Origin of the sequence: Streptomyces sp. NPDC005794 (assembly GCF_042871445.1) — a bacterium.
Classification (GTDB): Bacteria; Actinomycetota; Actinomycetes; order Streptomycetales; family Streptomycetaceae; genus Streptomyces.
In genome coordinates, this window is the sequence record NZ_JBIAIN010000002.1 from 275,658 (window position 1) to 295,860 (window position 20,203).

At 70.6% G+C, this 20,203-nt stretch carries 2 protein-coding genes; both read left to right on the top strand.

Features of this window, described 5'->3' with window-relative positions; translation table 11 throughout:
- Position 1: 1 nt before the first annotated feature.
- Positions 2 to 13,765 carry an SDR family NAD(P)-dependent oxidoreductase gene (locus ACFYQ5_RS03825; RefSeq protein ID WP_389192628.1) on the top strand — a complete coding sequence of 4,588 codons (13,764 nt, stop codon included), beginning with the start codon at positions 2 to 4 and terminating at the stop codon, positions 13,763 to 13,765.
- Positions 13,762 to 20,203 (top strand): SDR family NAD(P)-dependent oxidoreductase (locus ACFYQ5_RS03830; protein ID WP_389192631.1); only part of this gene is annotated, 6,442 nt, incomplete at its 3' end. The genes ACFYQ5_RS03825 and ACFYQ5_RS03830, both read left to right, overlap by 4 nt.

A 20,203-nucleotide genomic window follows, 5' to 3' on the forward strand; every position in this document is an offset into this window, starting at 1 on the left:
CATGGACAGCCAGTTGGAACAGCTTCTGCTGGATCTCAAGGCCGATCGCGTCTCCAAGGAGCACGTCAAGCGGTTCCTGAAGGACCGTCAGGACCGGATGGGATCGCCCGCGAAGGCCATGGACACAGCGACGTCGCCCGAGCTGGTGCGGTGCCACCCGGTCTGGCGGGCGGCCGACGGCCCCGCGACCGGGCGGAAGCCGGGACATGTGGTGCTCCTCGCCGGGCCGCCGGCACTGGAACACGCACTGCGTGAGCAGGATGCGGCGATCGACGTGCGCCTCCTGCGGACCGGGGCCACCGGGCTGGCGGACCGCTACGCCGATCTCGCGGGCCAGGTGCTCACCTCGCTCCGCTCGCTGGCCGGCAACCCGGAACTGCCCTCCACGCTGGTTCAGCTCGTCTGCTCCCTGCAGGGAGAGGACACCCTTCTGTCGGGCCTGATCGGCATGGTCAGGAGTGCGGGCCTGGAGAACCCCGGGATCGTGCCCCAGCTGCTTCTCGTCGACCCGGCCGCCGGGGCGACGCACACCGCCGCCCGGATCCTGGCGAGTCGCGAGCGCAGCGATGACGGGGTCGTGCGGTTCCGCGACGACGTCCGTGAGGTGCTGACCTGGCACGAGCCGGCGAGCCCCGAGCACACGGTCCTGCCCTGGCGGGAAGGCGGTACGTACGTGGTCACCGGCGGCCTCGGCGGGCTCGGACTGATCTTCGCCCGGGATCTGCTGCGGTCCGTACAACACACGTCCGTCCTGCTGAGCGGCCGCTCCGCACTCGACAGCAACCGGCGACAACTGCTTGAGGGCCTGTACCGTCCGCATGCGCGGGTGGAGTACACGCGGCTCGACGTGGCCGACGCGGACGGTGTCGAGGCGTACCTGGCCGGCGTGCGGCGTGAGCACGGTGCCATCCACGGCATCATCCACAGCGCCGGGGTGCTCCGGGACGGATTCGTGTCGCACAAGAGCGCCGAGGAACTGCGCGAGGTGCTCGCCCCGAAAACGGCCGGCACCCTCAACCTGGACGCCGCCAGCAAGGACGACGCACTGGACTTCTTCGCCCTGTTCTCCTCCACGGCGGCGGTCACGGGCAACGTCGGCCAGTCCGACTACGCCGCCGCCAACGCGTTCCTGGACGCGTTCGCTCACCACCGGGGCGGTCTGGTCGCGCAGGGCCTGCGTTCGGGGCGCAGCCTCTCGCTCAACTGGCCGCTGTGGGCCGAGGGCGGGATGCCGGTCGATGCGGAGACGGAGCAGGCACTGCGGGAGCAGACGGGCATGCACGCCTTGCGCACCGAGTCGGGCATCAGGGTCTTCCACGAGTCCCTCGGGTCGGACCACTGCCAGGTGATGGCGGTGGAGGGCGACGGCCCGCGCATCCGCCGGACGCTTCTCCGGCAGCCGGCGACCGCCGCCGGATCCACCCCGGTCCCCGCACCCGCACCCGCAGTTCCCGAGGGCATCGGCGAGGAGGCGCTGCGCGACAGGATCGTCCGCAGGCTCGGGCAGATGCTCAGCGGTGTCATCGGCCTCCCGGTCGCGAAGATCGACGCCCAGGTGCCGCTGGCGGATTACGGCATCGACTCCATCGTCGTCACCCGGCTCAACCGGAAGCTCGCCGACGTCTTCCCGGATCTGCCCAAGACGCTGCTGTACGAGTTCAATTCGCTGGATGCCCTCGCACACTATTTCCTTCGGGCGCGCCGGCAGGGATGCCTGGACTGGACGGGGACGGGGACGGCGGCGGCCCGGCAGGCCGATCCGGCGCCGCAGCTGACGAACGCCTCCGTCGCTGAGCGGCAGGCGCCCGCGGCGGCCCCGCCCACCTCCGCGCGCACCGAGGACGCGGTCGCCGTCATCGGCATGAGCGGGCGGTTCCCGCAGGCCCGGAACCTGCGGGAGTTCTGGGAGAACCTGGCCACCGGGCGTGACTGCGTCACGGAGATCCCCGAGGGCCGCTGGCCGCTGGAGGGCTTCTACCACCCCGACCGCGACGAGGCGGTGGCGGCGGGCCTGAGCTACAGCAAATGGGGCGGATTCCTGGACGGGTTCGCCGAGTTCGACCCGCTCTTCTTCGCCATCTCGCCGCAAGAGGCGATGAGCATGGACCCTCAGGAGCGCCTGTTCCTGCAGGAGTCCTGGAACGCGCTGGAGGATGCCGGCTATACCCGGCAGCGCCTGGCCGACGCACATCGTCGGAGGGTGGGCGTCTTCGCCGGTGTCTCGAAGACCGGGTTCGACCTGTACGGCCCCGACCTGTGGAAACGGAACGAGAAGCTGCACCCCTTGACCTCGTTCGCGTCGGTGGCGAACCGGGTGTCGTACCTTCTCGACCTCACAGGGCCCAGTCTGCCGGTCGACACTCTCTGCTCGTCGTCCCTGAGCGCCGTCCACGAGGCGATCCAGCACCTTCGCCGCGGCGAGTGCGATCTGGCCGTCGCAGGTGGGGTCAATCTCTATCTGCACCCGTCGAACTACACTCTGATGTCCGGCAAGCGGATGCTGTCGGACGACGGCAGGTGCCGAAGCTTCGGAGCCGGTGGCACCGGCTTCGTGCCGGGCGAGGGCGTGGCCGTCGTCCTGCTCAAGCGGCTGTCCGATGCCGAGCGGGACAACGACAACATCCGGGCCGTGCTGCGCGGCAGCAGCATCAACCACGGCGGCCGGACCAACGGCTACACCGTCCCCAGTCCGGTCGCGCAGGCCGAGGTCGTGCGCGAGGCGCTCGCCCGCGCGGGCGTCTCCGCCGGCGAGGTGAGCTTCGTGGAAGCGCACGGCACCGGCACCGAGCTGGGCGATCCGATCGAGGCCGACGGGCTGGCCCAGGCGTTCGCGTCGGACACCGGCTCCCGGCAGCACTGCGCCATCGGCTCCCTGAAGAGCAACATCGGTCACCTCGAGGCTGCCGCCGGCATCGCCGGGCTGCTCAAGGTCGTCCTCCAGATGCAGCACGGGCACATCGCGGGCAGCCTGCACGCGCAGGAACCCAACCCCAACATCGACTTCACCCGGACGCCGTTCCGTCTCCAGCGGGAGACGACCGAGTGGACGCGGCCCGCGGTCATGGGCGGCGACGGGGAGACGACGGAAGGCGACCGGATCGCCGGAGTCTCCTCGTTCGGCGCCGGCGGCTCCAACGCTCATGTCGTCGTGGCGGAATACCGCCGAGCCGACCCCGCGCCCGTCCCCGCACACGAGGGCGCCCCGCGCCTGGTCGTCCTCTCGGCGAAGGACACCGAGCGTCTGCGGGAGCGGGCCCGGGACCTGCACGACTGGCTGCTCGCCCAGGACCCCGCCGCTCTCGACCTCGACGCCGTCGCCCACACGCTTCAGCTCGGCCGTGAGGCGATGGACGCGCGGCTCGCACTGCCCGCCGGCTCACCCGCCGACCTCACCCGGAAACTCGCCGCGTTCGTCGCCGGCGAGCAGGACGTCGAGGACCTGTACCTCGGCAATGTCAAGGAGCACCGGGAGGCGCTCACCGCCCTCGGTGACGACGGCGACATGGCCACGACCGTCGACGTGTGGATCGAGAAGGGCAAGTTCGACCGGCTGCTCGGCCTCTGGGCCAAAGGCCTGAGCGTGGACTGGGGCAAGCTGTACGGTTCACAGCGCCCCCGGATGCTCCCGCTGCCCGGTTATCCCTTTGCCCGCGAGCGCTACTGGGTGGGCGACCTGACCGCGGAACCCGGCCCCGTCGATTCCGGCGCCGGCCGGCTTCACCCGCTCGTCCACACCAACACCTCCACCCTCGACGCCCAGCGGTTCGGCTCGGTCTTCTCCGGTGAGGAATTCTTCCTCACCGACCATGTCGTCAACGGCCGCAAGGTACTGCCGGCCGCCGCGCACCTGGAGATGGCCCGGGCAGCGCTGGACGCCTCGCTCGACGGGCGCACGCGTCGGACAGTGCTCCGCAACGTGGTGTGGGCCCAGCCCCTGACGGTCGGCGAGAACGCCGCACGCGTCATGACGACGCTGTACGCCGCGCAAGCCGGCGCCGTCCCGGTGTCCGGGGAAGCCGGAGACGCCGGGGAGGTGGCCTTCGAGATCTCCAGCGTTCCGGGAGCTGATCCCGACACGGACGCCGTCGTTCACAGCCAGGGGACGGCGCGGGCCCTCGCCGGTGGCGGCGCGTCGGTGGCAGTGGACGTGGCCGCGCTGCGGGCGGCGTGCGGTAGCGCACGGCTGGACGCCGAAGAGTGCTACCGCGTCTACCGGTCCATGGGTCTCGACTACGGTCCCGCGCACCGCGGCGTCGAGAGTGTGGCGATCGGCGACGGGCAGGCACTGGCACGCCTCCTCCTGCCGTCCGGGATGTCGGCCGATGCCGACGGGTACGTGCTGCATCCGAGTCTGCTGGACGCCGCCCTGCAGTCCGCTGTCGGATTGTTCGGCCGGGACGGTGACCGCGCGGACCCCGCCTCCGCCACGCTCCACCTCCCGTTCGCGCTCGACGAGTTGGACATCCTGGGGCCGTGCACTGGGCAGATGTGGGCGTGGGTCAGGTACAGCGACGACGACCAGCCCGATCTCGGCATCCGCAAGCTGGACATCGACCTCCTCGACGACACCGGTGTGCCGCGCTGTCGCCTTCGGGGGTTCACCTCAAGGGCGTACGCCGCGGACGTGCCCGTCGAGCGGGCCGGCGGCACACTCCCGCACGGTGAAGCGAGGTTCCCGGCCGTCGCCGCCGCGGAGGACGGCGGCGCCCGCCCGGGTGGCACGCTGGAGGAGCGAGCCTGCCGGTATCTGGTCGGCCTCCTCGCCTCCGAGCTGCGCATGCCTGCCGAGCGGATCGACGCGGAGGACGCCCTCGAGCACTACGGCATCGACTCGATCATGGCGATGAACCTGACCAACCGGCTCGAGAAGGTCTTCGGATCGCTGTCCAAGACCCTGTTCTACGAGTACCAGAGCATCAGCGCCCTGTCCGGGTACTTCCTCGGTGCTCATCGGCCGCGCCTGGCCGAGCTGCTTGCCGCGGAAGCCCAGGAGCCGACCGGTACCCCGGCGGACGGCGTCACCTCACGGGGCCGAACAAGGTCCGGGCGCACCACCCGCCCGGCGGCCGTACGGCGCAGCCGCCGGGAGCCGGAGGGCAGGGACACGGAGATCGCCGTCGTCGGACTGGCGGGCCGCTATCCCCAGGCACGGAACATCCGGGAGTTCTGGCGGAACCTGGCCGAGGGCCGCGACAGCATCACCGAGGTTCCCGCCGACCGCTGGGACCACGGCCCCTACTTCGACCCGGACAAGAACGCGCCCGGCAAGACCTACACCAAGTGGGGCGGCTTCCTGGACGGCGTCGACCGCTTCGATTCGCTCTTCTTCAACATCGCCCCGCGCGAGGCGGCGTTCATGGACCCGCAGGAGCGGCTGTTCCTGGAATGCGTCCACGAGACGCTCGAAGACGCGGGGTACACACGCGAGACGCTGAGCGACTGCGCAGACCGCGGACTGCCCGGCAACGTCGGCGTCTTCGTGGGGGTGATGTACGAGGAGTACCAGCTCTACGGCGCCCAGGAGCAGGCGCGCGGACGTAACATCACCCTGTCCGGCAGCGCGTCGACCATCGCCAACCGGGTGTCGTACGTCTTCGACCTGCACGGTCCGAGCCTGGCCGTCGACACCATGTGCTCGTCGTCGCTCACCGCGCTGCACCTGGCCTGCCAGAGCCTGCGGACGGGCGGCTGCGAACTGGCCGTCGCAGGCGGCGTGAACCTCTCGCTGCACCCCAACAAGTTCCTGATGCTCGGCAGCGGCAAATACGCGTCGAGCAAGGGCCGGTGCGAGAGTTTCGGACAGGGCGGTGACGGCTACGTCCCGGGTGAGGGCGTCGGCGCGGTCCTGCTCAAGCCACTCGCCCGCGCACGCGAGGACAACGACACCGTCTACGGCGTCATCCGGGCCACATCGGTCAACCACGGCGGCAAGACCAACGGATACTCCGTCCCCAACCCCCGCGCGCAGTACAACGTCATCGGCCACGCGCTCCGCGAGGCCGGAGTCGACGCGGAGGCGGTGAGCTACGTCGAGGCCCACGGAACCGGCACCTCGCTCGGCGACCCCATCGAAATCGCCGGACTGACCAGGGCCTTCCGTGAGCACACCGACCGGACGCAGTTCTGTGCGATCGGCTCGGTCAAGAGCAACATCGGGCACGCCGAGAGCGCGGCCGGCATCGCCGCGCTGACGAAGGTGCTGCTGCAGATGAAGCACGGCCAACTCGCGCCCTCCCTGCACTCCGAGGTGCTCAATCCCCACATCGACTTCGACGGCAGCCCCTTCTACGTGGCGCGGGAGCTGGCACAGTGGAGTCGCCCGACGGGCGCCGACGGCACCGCAACGCCACGGATCGCCGGCATCTCGTCCTTCGGGGCGGGGGGCTCCAACGCACACGTCATCGTCGAGGAGTACCTCCCGGCTCCCCGCCCTGCGGACGGTCTCCCTCCGGAGGGCGGTCCCGCTGCCGTCGTCCTCTCCGCGCGGACGGATGACGGTCTGCGGGCACAGGCCGACCAGCTGCTGCGCTGGACGACCGAGGGCGAGGGCGCCGCGACCGAGCTCGCGGACATCGCCCACACCCTCCAGACCGGCCGGGAGGCATACGAGGAACGCCTCGGACTCATCGCGGCCACGATCGGTGAACTCGCCGTGAAACTACGGGCGTTCCTGGACGGTGAGGCCGGGATCACCGGCCTGTACCGGGGCCGGGTGGAACGCCGGCAGGGCGCCTTGGCCGTCTTCACCGCCGATGCGGATCAGACACGGACGCTGGACGCGGCGCTCGCGCAGCGCGCGTACGGCGAACTCGTGGAGCTGTGGACGACCGGTCTCGTGGTGGACTGGACGAAGCTCCACGACGCATCCGGAGCAGCACCGCGCCGCATATCGATGCCGACCTACCCCTTCCAGGGCGAACGCCACTGGTTGGCCGGCGGCTCCGCGACCGAACAGGGCCAGGCGGCGGGCCCGGCGCATCTCCACCCGCTCCTGCACGTCAACACCTCCACCCTCCACGGGCAGCGCTTCACATCGGTCTACACCGGCGAGGAGTTCTTCCTGCGGGACCACCAGGTCAGAGGCAAGCCCGTGCTGTCCGGTGCCGCCTGTCTGGAGCTGGCGCGCGCCGCCGTGGCGGCCTCCCTCGACGAGCCGTACCGCGTCTCGAGCATCCGGAACGTCGTCTGGACACGGCCGGTCACCCTGCACGAGCCGGGGCTGACCGTCCAGGTGCGCCTGCGGCCCGAGGTACACGGCGAGGTCGGATTCGAGATCCTCAGCCCGGGCGACCCGGCCGCCGGAACCGCAGACGCGGTCCACAGCGAGGGCGTGGTGCACGTGACCTCGCACCCCGCGACCGTGGACCCCGACGTCCGCGTCGACCTGTTGCGACTGCGTGACGCGTGCCCGACCCCCGGACCCGACGCCGACGAGTTGTACGCGACCGCCGAGTCGCGCGGTATCAGTTACGGTCCGGGGCACCGTGGCATCCAGCGTCTGTGGACGGGCGCGGGACAGGTCCTGGCCCGGATCGAGCTGCCGTCGGCCGTGCGGGACACCAGGGACGCCTACGGGCTCCATCCGTCGACACTGGACTCGAGCCTGCAGGCATGTGCGGGCCTGCTGTCCGTGGCAGCGGGCGAGGAACCGCTGCTGCTGCCCTTCGCGCTGGACGAGGCCGAGATCCTCGGCCCCTGCCCACCGGAGGCGTGGGCCTGGTTGCGGGACAGCGCGGACCGAGAAGGCGACGCCTTGCGTCGCCTCGACATCGACGTCTGCGACGACGACGGGCGGGTGTGTGTCCGGCTCAAGGGCGTCGCCCTGCGCGCCCACACGGCTGCGACGACCACCCGCGAGTTGTTCGCCGCTCCCCACTGGGTGGCCGCGGACCCGGCGCCGGCCACGGCTCCGGCGCCCGAGGGCCTGGTGCTGGTCGTGGAGCTCCCCGAAGTCGCCGCGGCACTCGAGGCACAGGACGCCACGCGAGTGGTCCGGCTGACATCGCACGCCACGGACGTCGGCCGCCGCTACACCGACTACGCGCTGCAGGTCTTCGCCGAGGTCAAACGGCTGCTCGGCGAGCCCGCCCACCACCCGGTCCGGGTCCAACTGGTCGCCCCGGCCGTCGAGGCGTCGCTGTGGACGGGACTCGCCGCCGTCCTGAAATCGGCAGGACTGGAGAATCCGCGGCTGCTCGGCCAGATGGTGCTGGTGGACCGACACGACGCCCCGGAGCGCGCGGCGTCCCGCGTGACGGCAGACCGCGCAGTGCTCGCGGACTTCGGTGTGCGGTACCTCGGCGACCTCCGCGAGGTCCTGAAGTGGCGCGAGGAGGACGTCGACCGCCGGGCGGCCGTGACGCCCTGGAAGGACGGGGGCGTCTACCTGATCACCGGGGGCGCCGGCGGCCTGGGCACGGTCTTCGCCCACGACATCGCGAAGCGGGTCCGGGGGGTCCGGATCGTGATCGCCGGCCGTTCGCCCCTCGACGCGCACAAGGAGGCGCTGCTGGAACAACTGCGGCGGCACGGCGCGGAGACGATCTACGTGCGGGCCGACGTGGCGGTCAGGGACGACGTCGTGACGCTCGTCCAGGAGACCCGGGAGCGGTACGGCCGGATCGACGGGGTCCTGCACGCCGCCGGGTTCACCAGCGACGCGTTCGTCGTCAGGAAGGACGCGGACGAGTTCTCCCGGGTGCTGGCACCGAAGGTCGCCGGGCTGGTGCACCTGGACGAGGCCACGCAGGACGCGGACCTCGACTTCCTGGTCGCCTTCTCCTCGGTCGCAGGGGTCCTGGGCAATGTCGGGCAGGCCGACTACGCGGCCGCGAACGCGTTCATGGATGCTTTCGCGGCACACCGCAACGCACTGGTGGCCCGGGGCGAGCGACGGGGGAGGACACTGTCGGTCGCCTGGCCCCTGTGGGCCGACGGCGGGATGCGTGTCGATGCGCCGACGGAGCGGTCGCTGCACGAACGCTTCGGGCTCGTGCCGCTGCCGGACGGGGAGGGGCTGCGCGCCCTGTACCTGGCCCTGGCATCGCAGTCCGACCAGGTGATGGTGCTTTCGGGCGATCGCCCGAGGATCGCGCAGACCCTCCTCGCCGGACTCCTCGTGGACGGCCCCGCACCCCGGCCCCTGCCTCCGACGGATGCCGCTGCCGCGGTGGCGCCCGACGGGAACAGGGTGGCGGCGCCCGCGGAGGGCTTGGACGAGAACACCGCGCAGCAGGCCGTGGCCTATTTCAAGCGGCTCCTGGCATCGGTCATCGACCTGCCCGCCGACAGGATCGACGCCGAGGCGTCGCTGGAGGACTACGGCGTCGACTCCGTCATGACCATGGAGATGACCCGCGCCCTTGAGGGCGTCTTCGGTTCGCTTCCGAAGACCCTGTTCTTCGAGCACCGGACCATCGCCGCCCTGACACGCCACTTCCTCGCCACCCGTCCTCGGCAGGTCGAGGAGCTTCTCCCCCCAGCAGGTGGGCGTCGGCAGATACCCGCCGTTGCGCCGGACGACCCTGAGCAGCCCGGCCTGGGGGCGGGACGGACCTGGCCCGTGCCTTCCGCCGCTCCGGCGGGGAGTACAGCCGACCCGGCCCTGGGCACGGGAACGGGTGACACGGCGATCATCGGACTGGCGGGCCGCTACCCCCAGGCTCGTGACGTGCGGGAGTTCTGGCAGAACCTCGCCGCCGGCAAGGACTGCGTCACCGAGATCCCGGGTGACCGCTGGGACCACGAGCGCTTCTTCGATCCGCACAAGGGGGTCCCGGGGAAGTCCTACAGCAAGTGGGGCGGATTTCTCGACGGTGTCTACGACTTCGACCCGCAGTTCTTCAACATCTCCCCGCGCGAGGCGGAGGTCATGGACCCGCAGGAGCGGCTGTTCCTCCAGTGCGTGCACGAGACACTGGAGGACGCCGGGTACGTCCGGGACACCGGCAAGGACCGTACGGGGAACCTGCTCGACGGCCGGGTGGGTGTCTTCGTCGGTGTGATGTACCAGGAGTACCAGCTCTACAGCGCCCTGCCGCAGGGTGCCGGCGCGGCGCCGATCGTGTCGGGCAGCTCCGCGTCCGTCGCGAACCGGGTGTCGCACGTGTTCAACTTCCGCGGCCCGAGCATGAGCGTCGACACGATGTGCTCGTCGTCGCTCATGGCCGTGCATCTGGCCTGCCGGAGCCTGGAGTCGGGCGACTGCGACACGGCGGTGGCCGGGGGAGTGAATCTCTCGCTGCACCCGAACAAGTACCTGCTCCTCAGCCAGGGCCGGCTCGCGTCGAGTGACGGTCACTGCGCCAGCTTCGGCGCCGGAGGCGACGGTTACGCACCGGGGGAGGGCGTGGGCGCGGTCCTGCTCAAGCCACTGGCGCGAGCGATCGCGGACGGCGACCGGATCTACGGAGTCATCAAGGGCACCGCCGCCAACCACCGCGGCAGGACGAGCGGCTACTCGGTACCGGAACCGCTGGGGCAGGCCGAGGTCGTCGGCGAGGCCCTGAGGCGAGCGGGTGTGAACGCGCGGGACGTGAGCTACATCGACGCGAACAGCGTCGGCACCTCCCTGGGTGACCCGATCGAGATCGCCGGGCTGTGCAAGGCGTTCGGCCCGTACACCGAAGACCGGGGGTTCTGCGCGATCGGCTCGGTGAAGAGCAACATCGGGCACGCCGAGAGCGCGGCCGGCATCGCCGGCATCACCAAGGTTCTGCTCCAGCTCCAGCACGGCCGGCTGGCTCCGTCCCTGCACGCCTCGACGCTCAACCCGCACATCGACTTCGAGCAGACCCCGTTCGTGGTGCAGCAGGAACCGGCCGAGTGGCCGGCCCCCGTGTCCGACGACGGCACACGCGGTGCGTTGCCGCGCGTCGCGGGCGTGTCGGCGTTCGGGGCCGGAGGCTCCAACGCTCACGTCGTGATAGCCGAGTACGTCCCCGACACACCGACGCCGCGTCCGTCGGCCGACTCCGTCCCACGTGCCGTGATACCGCTGTCCGCCCGCACGACCGAGCAACTGAGAGCGCGGGCCGAGCACCTGGTGCAGTGGCTGGGCCGACCCGAGAACGCGGAGCTCACGCTCACGGACGTCGCCTACACACTTCAGGTCGGCCGCGAAGCACGGGAGGAACGCCTCGGTGTCGTCGCTTCCTCCGTGCCCGACCTGGTCGAGAGGCTCGGTCGGTTCCTGGCAGGCGAGTTCGCAGGCGGTGAGATCGTCCGTGGTTCGGTCGCCGGCAGCGCCCAGACACTGACGTTGTTCGCGTCGGACTCCGACCTCGACGTGATGATCGCGGCGTGGGCCGAGAAGGGGAAGTACGAGAAGCTGCTCGAACTGTGGGTCAGCGGTGTGCCCGTGAGCTGGCGGTCCCTCTACCGGACCGCGACTCCGCGGCGGGTCGCGTTGCCGACCTACCCCTTCGCGGCCGAGCGGTACTCCGCCTTCGACGGCCTGTCCGCTGCCGAGCCGACTGCGCTCGGCGGACCGGCGCCGCTGCATCCGCTGGTACAGGTCAACACGTCCGACTTCACCGAGCAGCGCTTCACGTCCGTCGTGACCGGGCAGGAACGCTTCCTGGGCGATCGCGCCGCTCGGATCGTGCCCGGCGCGGCCTTCCTGGAGATGGCCGTGGCCGCGTGCTGTCTCAGCAGCCGGACCACCGTCGAGCCCTCGGCGCCGGTGGTGCTGCGCGACGTCGTGTTCGCGAAGCCGCTCGATCCGGCCGACGGTCTCCGCGAGGTGCACGTCGGCCTGCGTCCGGAGGACGACGGCGACATCCGCTTCCGCATCAGGAGCACACCGTCGGGCGGGGACGGCGACTCCGACGCCGCCGAGCACAGCGAGGGCGTCCTCTACTTCGCGGACGGAGCCGAGGAGACCGTGCTCGACGTGCCCGCTCTGCAGGGGGCCTGCGGGGGATCCGGCCTGACCGCCGAGCAGTACTACGAGCGCCACCACGGCGACGGATTCGTGTCCGAGCCCGCGTACCGCGCCGTCCAGCACATCTGGACCGGACCCGGGCACGCCCTGATCCAGTTGGCGCTGCCTGATCCGGTGCGGGACACCGAGGACGGATTCGTGCTGCATCCGGGCCTGCTCGACGCCGCGGTGCAGGCGTGCTCCGATCTCCTCGGCCGGCCGGCCGGGCGGGACCGGGCGTATGACGGCGGTGGACCCGCGGTGGTCCACGCCATCGAAGAAGTCCTCGTTCTCGATGCCTGTACGGCCTCGACGTGGGCCTGGGTTCGGCCCGCCGCACAGCGGACCGGCCGTGTGGGGGCCCCCGGGTTCGACCTCGACCTGGCCGACGAGCAGGGCCGGGTCCGCATCCGGATCGGCGGACTCTCGTTCGATCGGGCCGCATCCGACCGTGACGACTCCGGATCAGCGATGCCCGGTCCGGCAGCGGGACACCGTGACACGACCTCCCGCGAGGCGACGGAGGCCCGAAGCGGGCAGCCGGTACTGCTGCGCTCGCAGTGGGAAGCCCGACCCGCACCGACCCGGCCGTCCGGCCCCGCCGCCGCGCGACCGACCGTGCTGCTCGCCGGACTGCCCGAGCTGGCGCCCCTCCTGCGGGGCGACGACGCCGATGTGTTCCTCCTGACCACCGAGGACGAGGCCCCGGACGGCCGGTACTCCGCTTACGGCCTGCAGGTTCTGAGGCATCTGCGCTCCCTCATGCGCGGAGCCACCGGCCGGAGCCATGTCCAGCTGGTGGTCCCGGGTACCCCGGACGCGACGCTGCTCTCCGGACTCGCGGCCATGCTCAGGACGGCCCACCTCGAGAACCCGGCTGTCACCGGACAGGTCGTCGTGCTGGACCGGACGGACACCGCTGAGCGCGCCGTGCTGCGGATCCGGGAGAACCGTGGCTGCCCCGAGGAGACTCTCGTACGGTATGTCGACGGCCTCCGCGAGGTACCGGTCTGGGCCGAGTGCGAGGCCCGCTCCGCCCCTCACACGCTGCCGTGGAAGGAGAACGGGATCTATCTCGTCGCCGGCGGAGCGGGTGTGCTCGGACGTGCCGTTGCGCGGGAGATCGCCACACAGACGGGGAACGCGACCCTCATCCTCGTCGGCCGGTCCCCCCTGGACCCCGAGTCCCGTGAGGCGTTGCAGGAACTGGCGGCCGACAGCGCGGTGCGCTACGAGCAGGCCGACATCTCCAGCCCTTCCGAGGCAGACGCACTGGTCGCGCGGATCCTCGGGCGACACCGGGGGATCGACGGAGTCATCCACAGTGCCGGGATCACCCGCGACGCGCTCATCGTCGACAAGTCGGGCCGGGACTTCCTGGACGTCCTGGCCCCGAAGGTGGCGGGTGTGGTGAACCTGGACGCCGCGACCCGGTCGCTCCCGCTGGACTTCTTCGTGACCTTCTCGTCCCTTTCCGGGGTGAACGGTGGCGTCGGCCAGGTCGACGGCGCCGCGGCGAACGCGTTCCTGGACGCCTACGCGCGGTACCGGCAGGTCCTCGTCGCCGGCGGTGAGCGCTTCGGGCACAGCCAGTCCGTCAACTGGCCGCTGTGGGCCGACGGCCTGCCGGAGCCGGCGCACTCGGAGCCGGGGCCACGTCCGCGCGGCGCCGTGGTCCCGCCGCCGGAGGCAGCCGGTATCGGCGACTTCCACCGGATTCTGCACTCCGAGTACAGCCAGGTGATGGTCTCGGTTCCTCCTGCCGGCGGCCTCCTGGGGGACGCCTCGGTCCCGACGCAGCGGCAGTTCCCCACTCTCTCCACCGATGGGACGGACTCGTGAAGCACTATGACAGCGACCTGCTCGAGGAGAAGGCGAGCGAGTACCTCGAGCGCCTCCTCTCCGAGTTCACCAAGCTCCCCCTCGCCCGGGTCGATGCTCAGGCGGCGTTCGAGAGCTTCGGTATCGACTCGGTCATGGCGATGACCATGACGGCGCGGATGGAAGCAGTCTTCGGGTCGCTGCCCACCACCCTGTTCTTCGAGTTCGGTACGCCCCGTGAGTTGGCCCGGCACCTGGTCGCCACCCGTCGGTTCGACGCGTCGGGTCTCCTCGGGGAAGCCGCGACGGACACGGCCGCCCCGGCCGCCGACACCCCGGCCGCCGGCGTGCCGGCGTTCCGTACAGGTGCCCGATCCACGAGACCGCTGCGGCGCAAAGCCCTGTCGTCGACGAGGTGGTCGGCGCAGAAGGCCGAGAAGCCATCGCTCTCAGCGTCCCGACCCGGGCCCGCTCTCCCCGAGCGACAGGGACTGGACATCGCGATCATCGGACTGGCCGGGCGCTACCCCAAGGCCCGCACCGTCGACGAGTTCTGGGCGAATCTGGCTGCCGGACGCGACTGTGTCACCGAGATACCGGCCGACCGGTGGGACCACGGGGCGTACTTCGATCCGGACCCGGACGCGCCCGGTAAGACGTACAGCAGGTGGGGCGGATTCGTGGACGGCGTCGACGAGTTCGACCCGCTGTTCTTCAACATCTCGCCCGTCGATGCGGAGCGGATGGATCCCCAGGAGCGCATGTTCCTCCAGTGCGTCTACGAGACCGTCGAGGACGCCGGCTACACCCCGGAACGGCTGAACGCGCCGACGGACTCCGGCCGCACCCCCGCCATCGGCGTCTACGTCGGCGTCATGTACTCGGAATACCAGCTGTACGGAGCCCAGGAGCAGGTCCTCAAGAACCCGGTGGCCGTGTCAGGGAACATCTCGGCCGTCGCCAACCGGGTCTCGTACTTCTTCGACTTCCACGGCCCGAGCATGAGCGTCGACACCATGTGCTCCTCGTCGCTGACGGCCATCCACCTGGCGTGTCAGAGCATCCGGTCCGGTAGCTGCGACATGGCGATCGCCGGTGGGGTCAACGTGTCGGTGCACCCCAACAAATACCTGATCCTCGGCCAGAGCCGATTCGTCTCCAGCACGGGCCGGTGCGAGAGCTTCGGTGAGGGGGGCGACGGATACGTCCCGGGCGAAGGCGTGGGCGCTGTTCTGCTGAAGCCTCTGGAGCGAGCCGTACAGGATCGGGACCACATCCACGGGGTCATCAGGGGCGTCTCCGTCAATCACGGCGGAAGGACGAACGGCTACTCCGTCCCCAGCCCGGTCACCCAGGCTCGCGCGATCACCGACGCGTGGCGACAGGGCGGGATCGCCCCGAACTCGGTCAGCTACATCGAGGCGCACGGCACCGGCACGGCGCTCGGGGACCCCATCGAGGTCGCCGGACTCGCCCGGGCCTTCCGCGAGCACACGCGCGACGACCGGTTCTGCGCGATCGGATCGGTCAAGAGCAACATCGGCCACGCCGAGAGCGCCGCCGGCATCTCCGGGCTCACCAAGGTGCTGCTCCAGATGAGGCACGGCAAGATCGCCCCCTCGATCCATTCCACCGAACTGAACCCGAACATCGACTTCGACGGCACGCCCTTCACGGTCCAGCAGACACTCACCGACTGGCCACGGCCGGTCGTCACTGTCGACGGCACGGAATGCGAGCTCCCTCGGATCGCCGGCATCTCCTCCTTCGGGGCGGGCGGTACCAACGCGCACCTGGTCCTCGAGGAGTACCGGCCGAACCCGGACGACGCGCCGGACCTGACCGTCGCCTCCAGTGGCCCCGTCCCGGTCGTCCTGTCGGCCCGCACCACTGAACTCCTGCAGCAGAAGGCGGCGCAACTCGCGGACTGGATCGAGCAGAAGAACCTCTCGACCGATGACCTGCCCGCGCTCGCCCACACGCTCCAGGTGGGGCGCGAGGCCATGCGGGAGCGGTTCGGTCTCGTCGTGGCCGCCATGCCGGACCTGCTCGCTCGTCTCCGGGACTTCGGAGACGGACGCCAGGACGCCGAGGGGGTGGTCCGCGGCAGGGCGAGCGGACCGGCCGCCGACACAGGCGTGTCCGAAGCGCTCGCCCGGCGGGACCTCGCCGGACTGCTGGCTCTGTGGGTCAGGGGCAGCACCGTCGACTGGCATTCCCTGCACGGGAGCCGGTGCCCGGCCCACATCGCCCTGCCCTCCTACCCGTTCGCCAGGAACCGGTACTGGATCGACACCACGCGCTCAGCCGCCGCCCTCGCTCCGCACGGAGCGACAGCACAGTCCGACGCCGTCGTGACCGGCGACGACCAGAATCCGGCAGCCCTCCTCTTCGCGGAGTCCTGGGAGCCGGAGGCGCTGCCCGCCGTCCGCCGGGTCGATGCGCCGCACACCCTGGTCTGTCTCTGCGCCGACCCGGCCGACCGAGTCGAACTGGCGCGTACCGCACGCGAGCTGGACCCCGCCGTCACGCTGCTGTTCGTCACGCGGGGACAGGGCTTCGCCCGGACGTCCGATCACTCCTACGAAGCCGATCACCAGACCCCGGACGACTACGTCCGCGTGTTCGAAGACATTCGGTCGCGGTACGGCGCGGTCGACGCCGTCCTGAACCTGTCGCCCCTGGACGACGCGGCGGCGCCCGGCTCGTACACCGCCACCGTGCACCTCCTGCAGGCGATCGCCGCGTCAGGGCTGCCGGTGAGGCGTGTCCTGCAGGCCGGGGAGTTCCGTGACGGCATCGAGCGGGCGTACGCGGAGTCGTGGCTCGGCTTCGAGCGCTCCCTCGGCAGGGTGCTTCCCGACGTGCGGTTCGCCGCGATCCTGGAGGAGGTCCAGGACCCGGCAGGCAGGACAGCCTGCGGCATCTGGTTCGCACGCCTGTGGAACGAGTGGTCCGCCGGGGCGGCCGGCAGCGCGCTGTACCGCGCAGGTGCCCGGCATGTCAGCCGGGTCCGGCCGAGTCCGCCCGGTGCCGGCAAGCACCTCCTCAGGCCGAACGGCACGTACCTCATCACGGGCGGTACCGGCGGCTTGGGTCTCCTGCTCGCCGAGCACCTGGCCAGGACCTGGTCGGCGCGCCTGGTGCTGACCGGGCGCTCAGCCCTCGACGCCCACAAGCGTCGCAGCATCGCGAGGATCGAGTCGCTGGGCGGCGAGGTCCTGTACCGACAGGCCGATGTCGCCGATCCGCAGGCCATGAGGGAGGTGGTGGACACAGCGCGCGAGCGGTTCGGTCCGATCCACGGCGTCGTACATGCCGCCGGCGTCGCCGAACGCAGCTCGCTGCTCGCCGACGATGCCCGATCCTTTCAGGATCTGTTGTCCGCCAAGGTGGACGGTACGCGCGTGCTCGACGACGTGCTGGCCACGGAACCCCTCGACTTCGTCTGCTACTTCTCGTCGACTTCGGCAATCCTCGGTGACTTCGGCGGCTGCGCCTACTCGGTGGCCAACTGCTTCCAGACGTCGTATGCCCGCCATCGCGATCAGCGGGTACGCCAGGGAGCGCTGTCCGGCGCGACAGTTGCCGTCAACTGGCCCCTGTGGAGTGGTGGCGGCATGGGGTTCGACGACGCGGAGGGCATCGAGTTGTACCTCTCCACCAGTGGGCTGCGCCTGCTGGGGGAAGCCGAGGGCCTCACGCTCTTCGAACACCTCCTGGGGCAGGGAGAGGCACAGCAGATCGTCATGGCCGGTGATCCGGCACGCGTACGGCACCTGCTCGGCGCGGACCCGGCGCCGGCGGCCCCACGACGTGAAGTCCTCTCTGCCGCACCCGTCGCCCATGCAGGCGCCACCCGCTCTGCGGACATCCCGGACATCCCGGACACGGAGGACACGGAGGACACGGACACAGACACGGAGGACACGGACATCGAAGCGCTGGTGCTCTCGGCCCTCGAAACGGCGATCGTCGACGTACTGCGGGTACCCCGCGAGCAGATCCACGCCGACGAGAACTTCTCCGAGCTCGGGTTCGACTCGGTCAGCCTGGTCAAGCTGGCCAGGGCCCTGGGCGAGAGTCTCGCGATCGAGGTGCTGCCCTCGGTCTTCTTCTCCCATTCCACCCCGCAGAAGCTGGTCGCTCACCTGATCGCGGAGAACCGGGAGGCGCTTGGTCAGCACTGCGCGGTGCGGGCCGCAGCCGCGGACGGAGCCCCGGCACCTTCCGCGCCCCAGGGGGCGGAGGTCTCCGGCGTCACGGCCGACGACCGGTCCGCGTCCGCTCCGGCACCGCAGCCCAGGGCGCACACGGAGCCGGAACCGATCGCCGTCATCGGTATGAGCGGCCGTTTCCCCGCAGCTCGGTCCGTCGACGAGTTCTGGGAGAATCTCCTGCAGGGGAAGGACGCGCTGTCGCCCGTCCCAGGGGACCGGCGAGCCGACTGGGGTGGGCCGGGGGCTGAGCGGCTCGAGGATGTCCGCTGCGGATTCGTCCCGGGAATCGCAGAGTTCGACGCCGCGTTCTTCGAGATATCGCCGCGCGAGGCGCGACATATGGACCCGCGCCAGCGACTGCTGCTCCAGGAGACCTGGCGTGCCCTGGAAGACGCGGGCTACGGCGAACGGAAGCTGCGTGCCGGGACGATCGGCATGTTCGTCGGCGCCGAACAGGGCGACTATCCCGAGCTGACCCGGGGAGAGGGCGGTATCACCGCCCAGCACGAGGCGATCATGGCCTCGCGCCTGGCCTACCTCCTCGACTTCTCCGGCCCGGTGCTGGCTGTCAACACCGCCTGTTCCTCGGGGCTGACAGCCGCCCATCAGGCATGCGCGAGCCTTCGCAGCGGCGAGTGCGACACCGCGGTGGTCGCCGGCGCCAGTCTGGCGACCACCGCGCGCGGCTATACCGAGATGGGCAAGGCCGGGATGCTCTCCGAGAGCGGCGTCTGCCACGCTTTCGACAAGCGGGCCGACGGCCTGGTCCTCGGTGAGGCCGTCCCCGCCCTCGTCCTCAAGCGCCTGTCCCAGGCGGAAGCCGACGGCGATCGCGTCCTGGCGGTGATTCGCGGCAGCGGTATGAACTACGACGGCCGGACGAACGGCATCACCGCTCCGAGCGGGGCAGCTCAGGCGCGGCTCTACCGACAGGTCTACGAGCGGCACGGGATCGACCCCGAGCGCATCGAGCACATCGTGGCTCACGGCACGGGAACACAGCTCGGCGACCCTGTCGAGGTGAACGCCCTGAACGAGGCGTACCGGGAACGCACGGACAAGACCCGCTTCTGCGCGCTGACCTCCACCAAGACCAATGTCGGTCACACCCTGGCGGCGTCCGGGCTGGTCGGCTTGATCGCCCTTGTCCAGTCGGTACGGCACGGCATCGTCCCGGCGAGTCTGAACTGCGACCAGGACAGCGACTACATCGCGTGGAAGGACAGCCCCTTCTACGTCAACAAGGAGACCACGTCCTGGCCTTCCGGGCCCACGGGAACGAGGCTCGGCGCGGTGAGCTCCTTCGGTATGAGCGGGACCAACGTCCACATGGTGGTGGAGAGTTACTCCGAGCCCGCCCGGCGTGCCCCGGTCACCGAGGCCCCGGCTCTGCTGCTGCTTCTGTCCGCCAAGACGCCCGAGGGACTGCGACGGCGTATCCAGGAGCTCCGGTCGTCCCTGACGCAAGGTGAACTCGACTACCTGCGGCTGAGAGACACGGCCTACACCCTGCTGGAGGGCAGGCACCACTTCGCCTACCGCTGCTCACTCATCGTCAGTGGTGTCGGGGATGTCCTCTCCGTGCTGTCCGCGGCCGAGAGCGGCCGGGAACATCCCATGGTCGGACGCGGTGAAGCGCCACGCGACCAGGATCGTTCGTTGCTGGAGGTCCAGGCGCGAGCACTCCTGGACGTGCTCCGGGCACCTGGCGTCCCGGCGGAGCGGTACCGGGAGGTGTGCCGCGTTCTGGCCGATCTCTACTGCCGGGGCGCCGTCCCGGACTGGTCGGCGCTGTTCACGGGCGACAGGCCACGGATCATCACGCTGCCCGGCTATTCCTTTGCGCGCTCGCCGCACTGGGCCACTGACGGGCGTCGTGCTCCGGCACGGACGACCGCGCAGGAGTTCGCACCGCCACAGGGACCGAAGAAGCCGGCCGAACCGACGGCGCTGCGTGCGTCCGCCGAGCCGGCCGTACCGAGTGCCGTCCTCGGGAAGAAGCCTCGGATTCTGCTCCAGGATCCGGGCACAGCGGTGGTCCTGCCGACAGCACCTGTCGCCAAGCCCCGGAATGTCGTATTGACGGACATGGGTGATGTGGTGGGGCGTCCGGTTCCCTCGGGCTCTCCGGTTCCTTCGATCTCTCCGGTTTCTTCGGTTTCTGTTCCGGCGGTTGGGGTGGGGCGGGTCGGTGGTTCGGGTCGCTCTTCGAGTGTGTTGCGGGAGGAGTTGCGGGCGG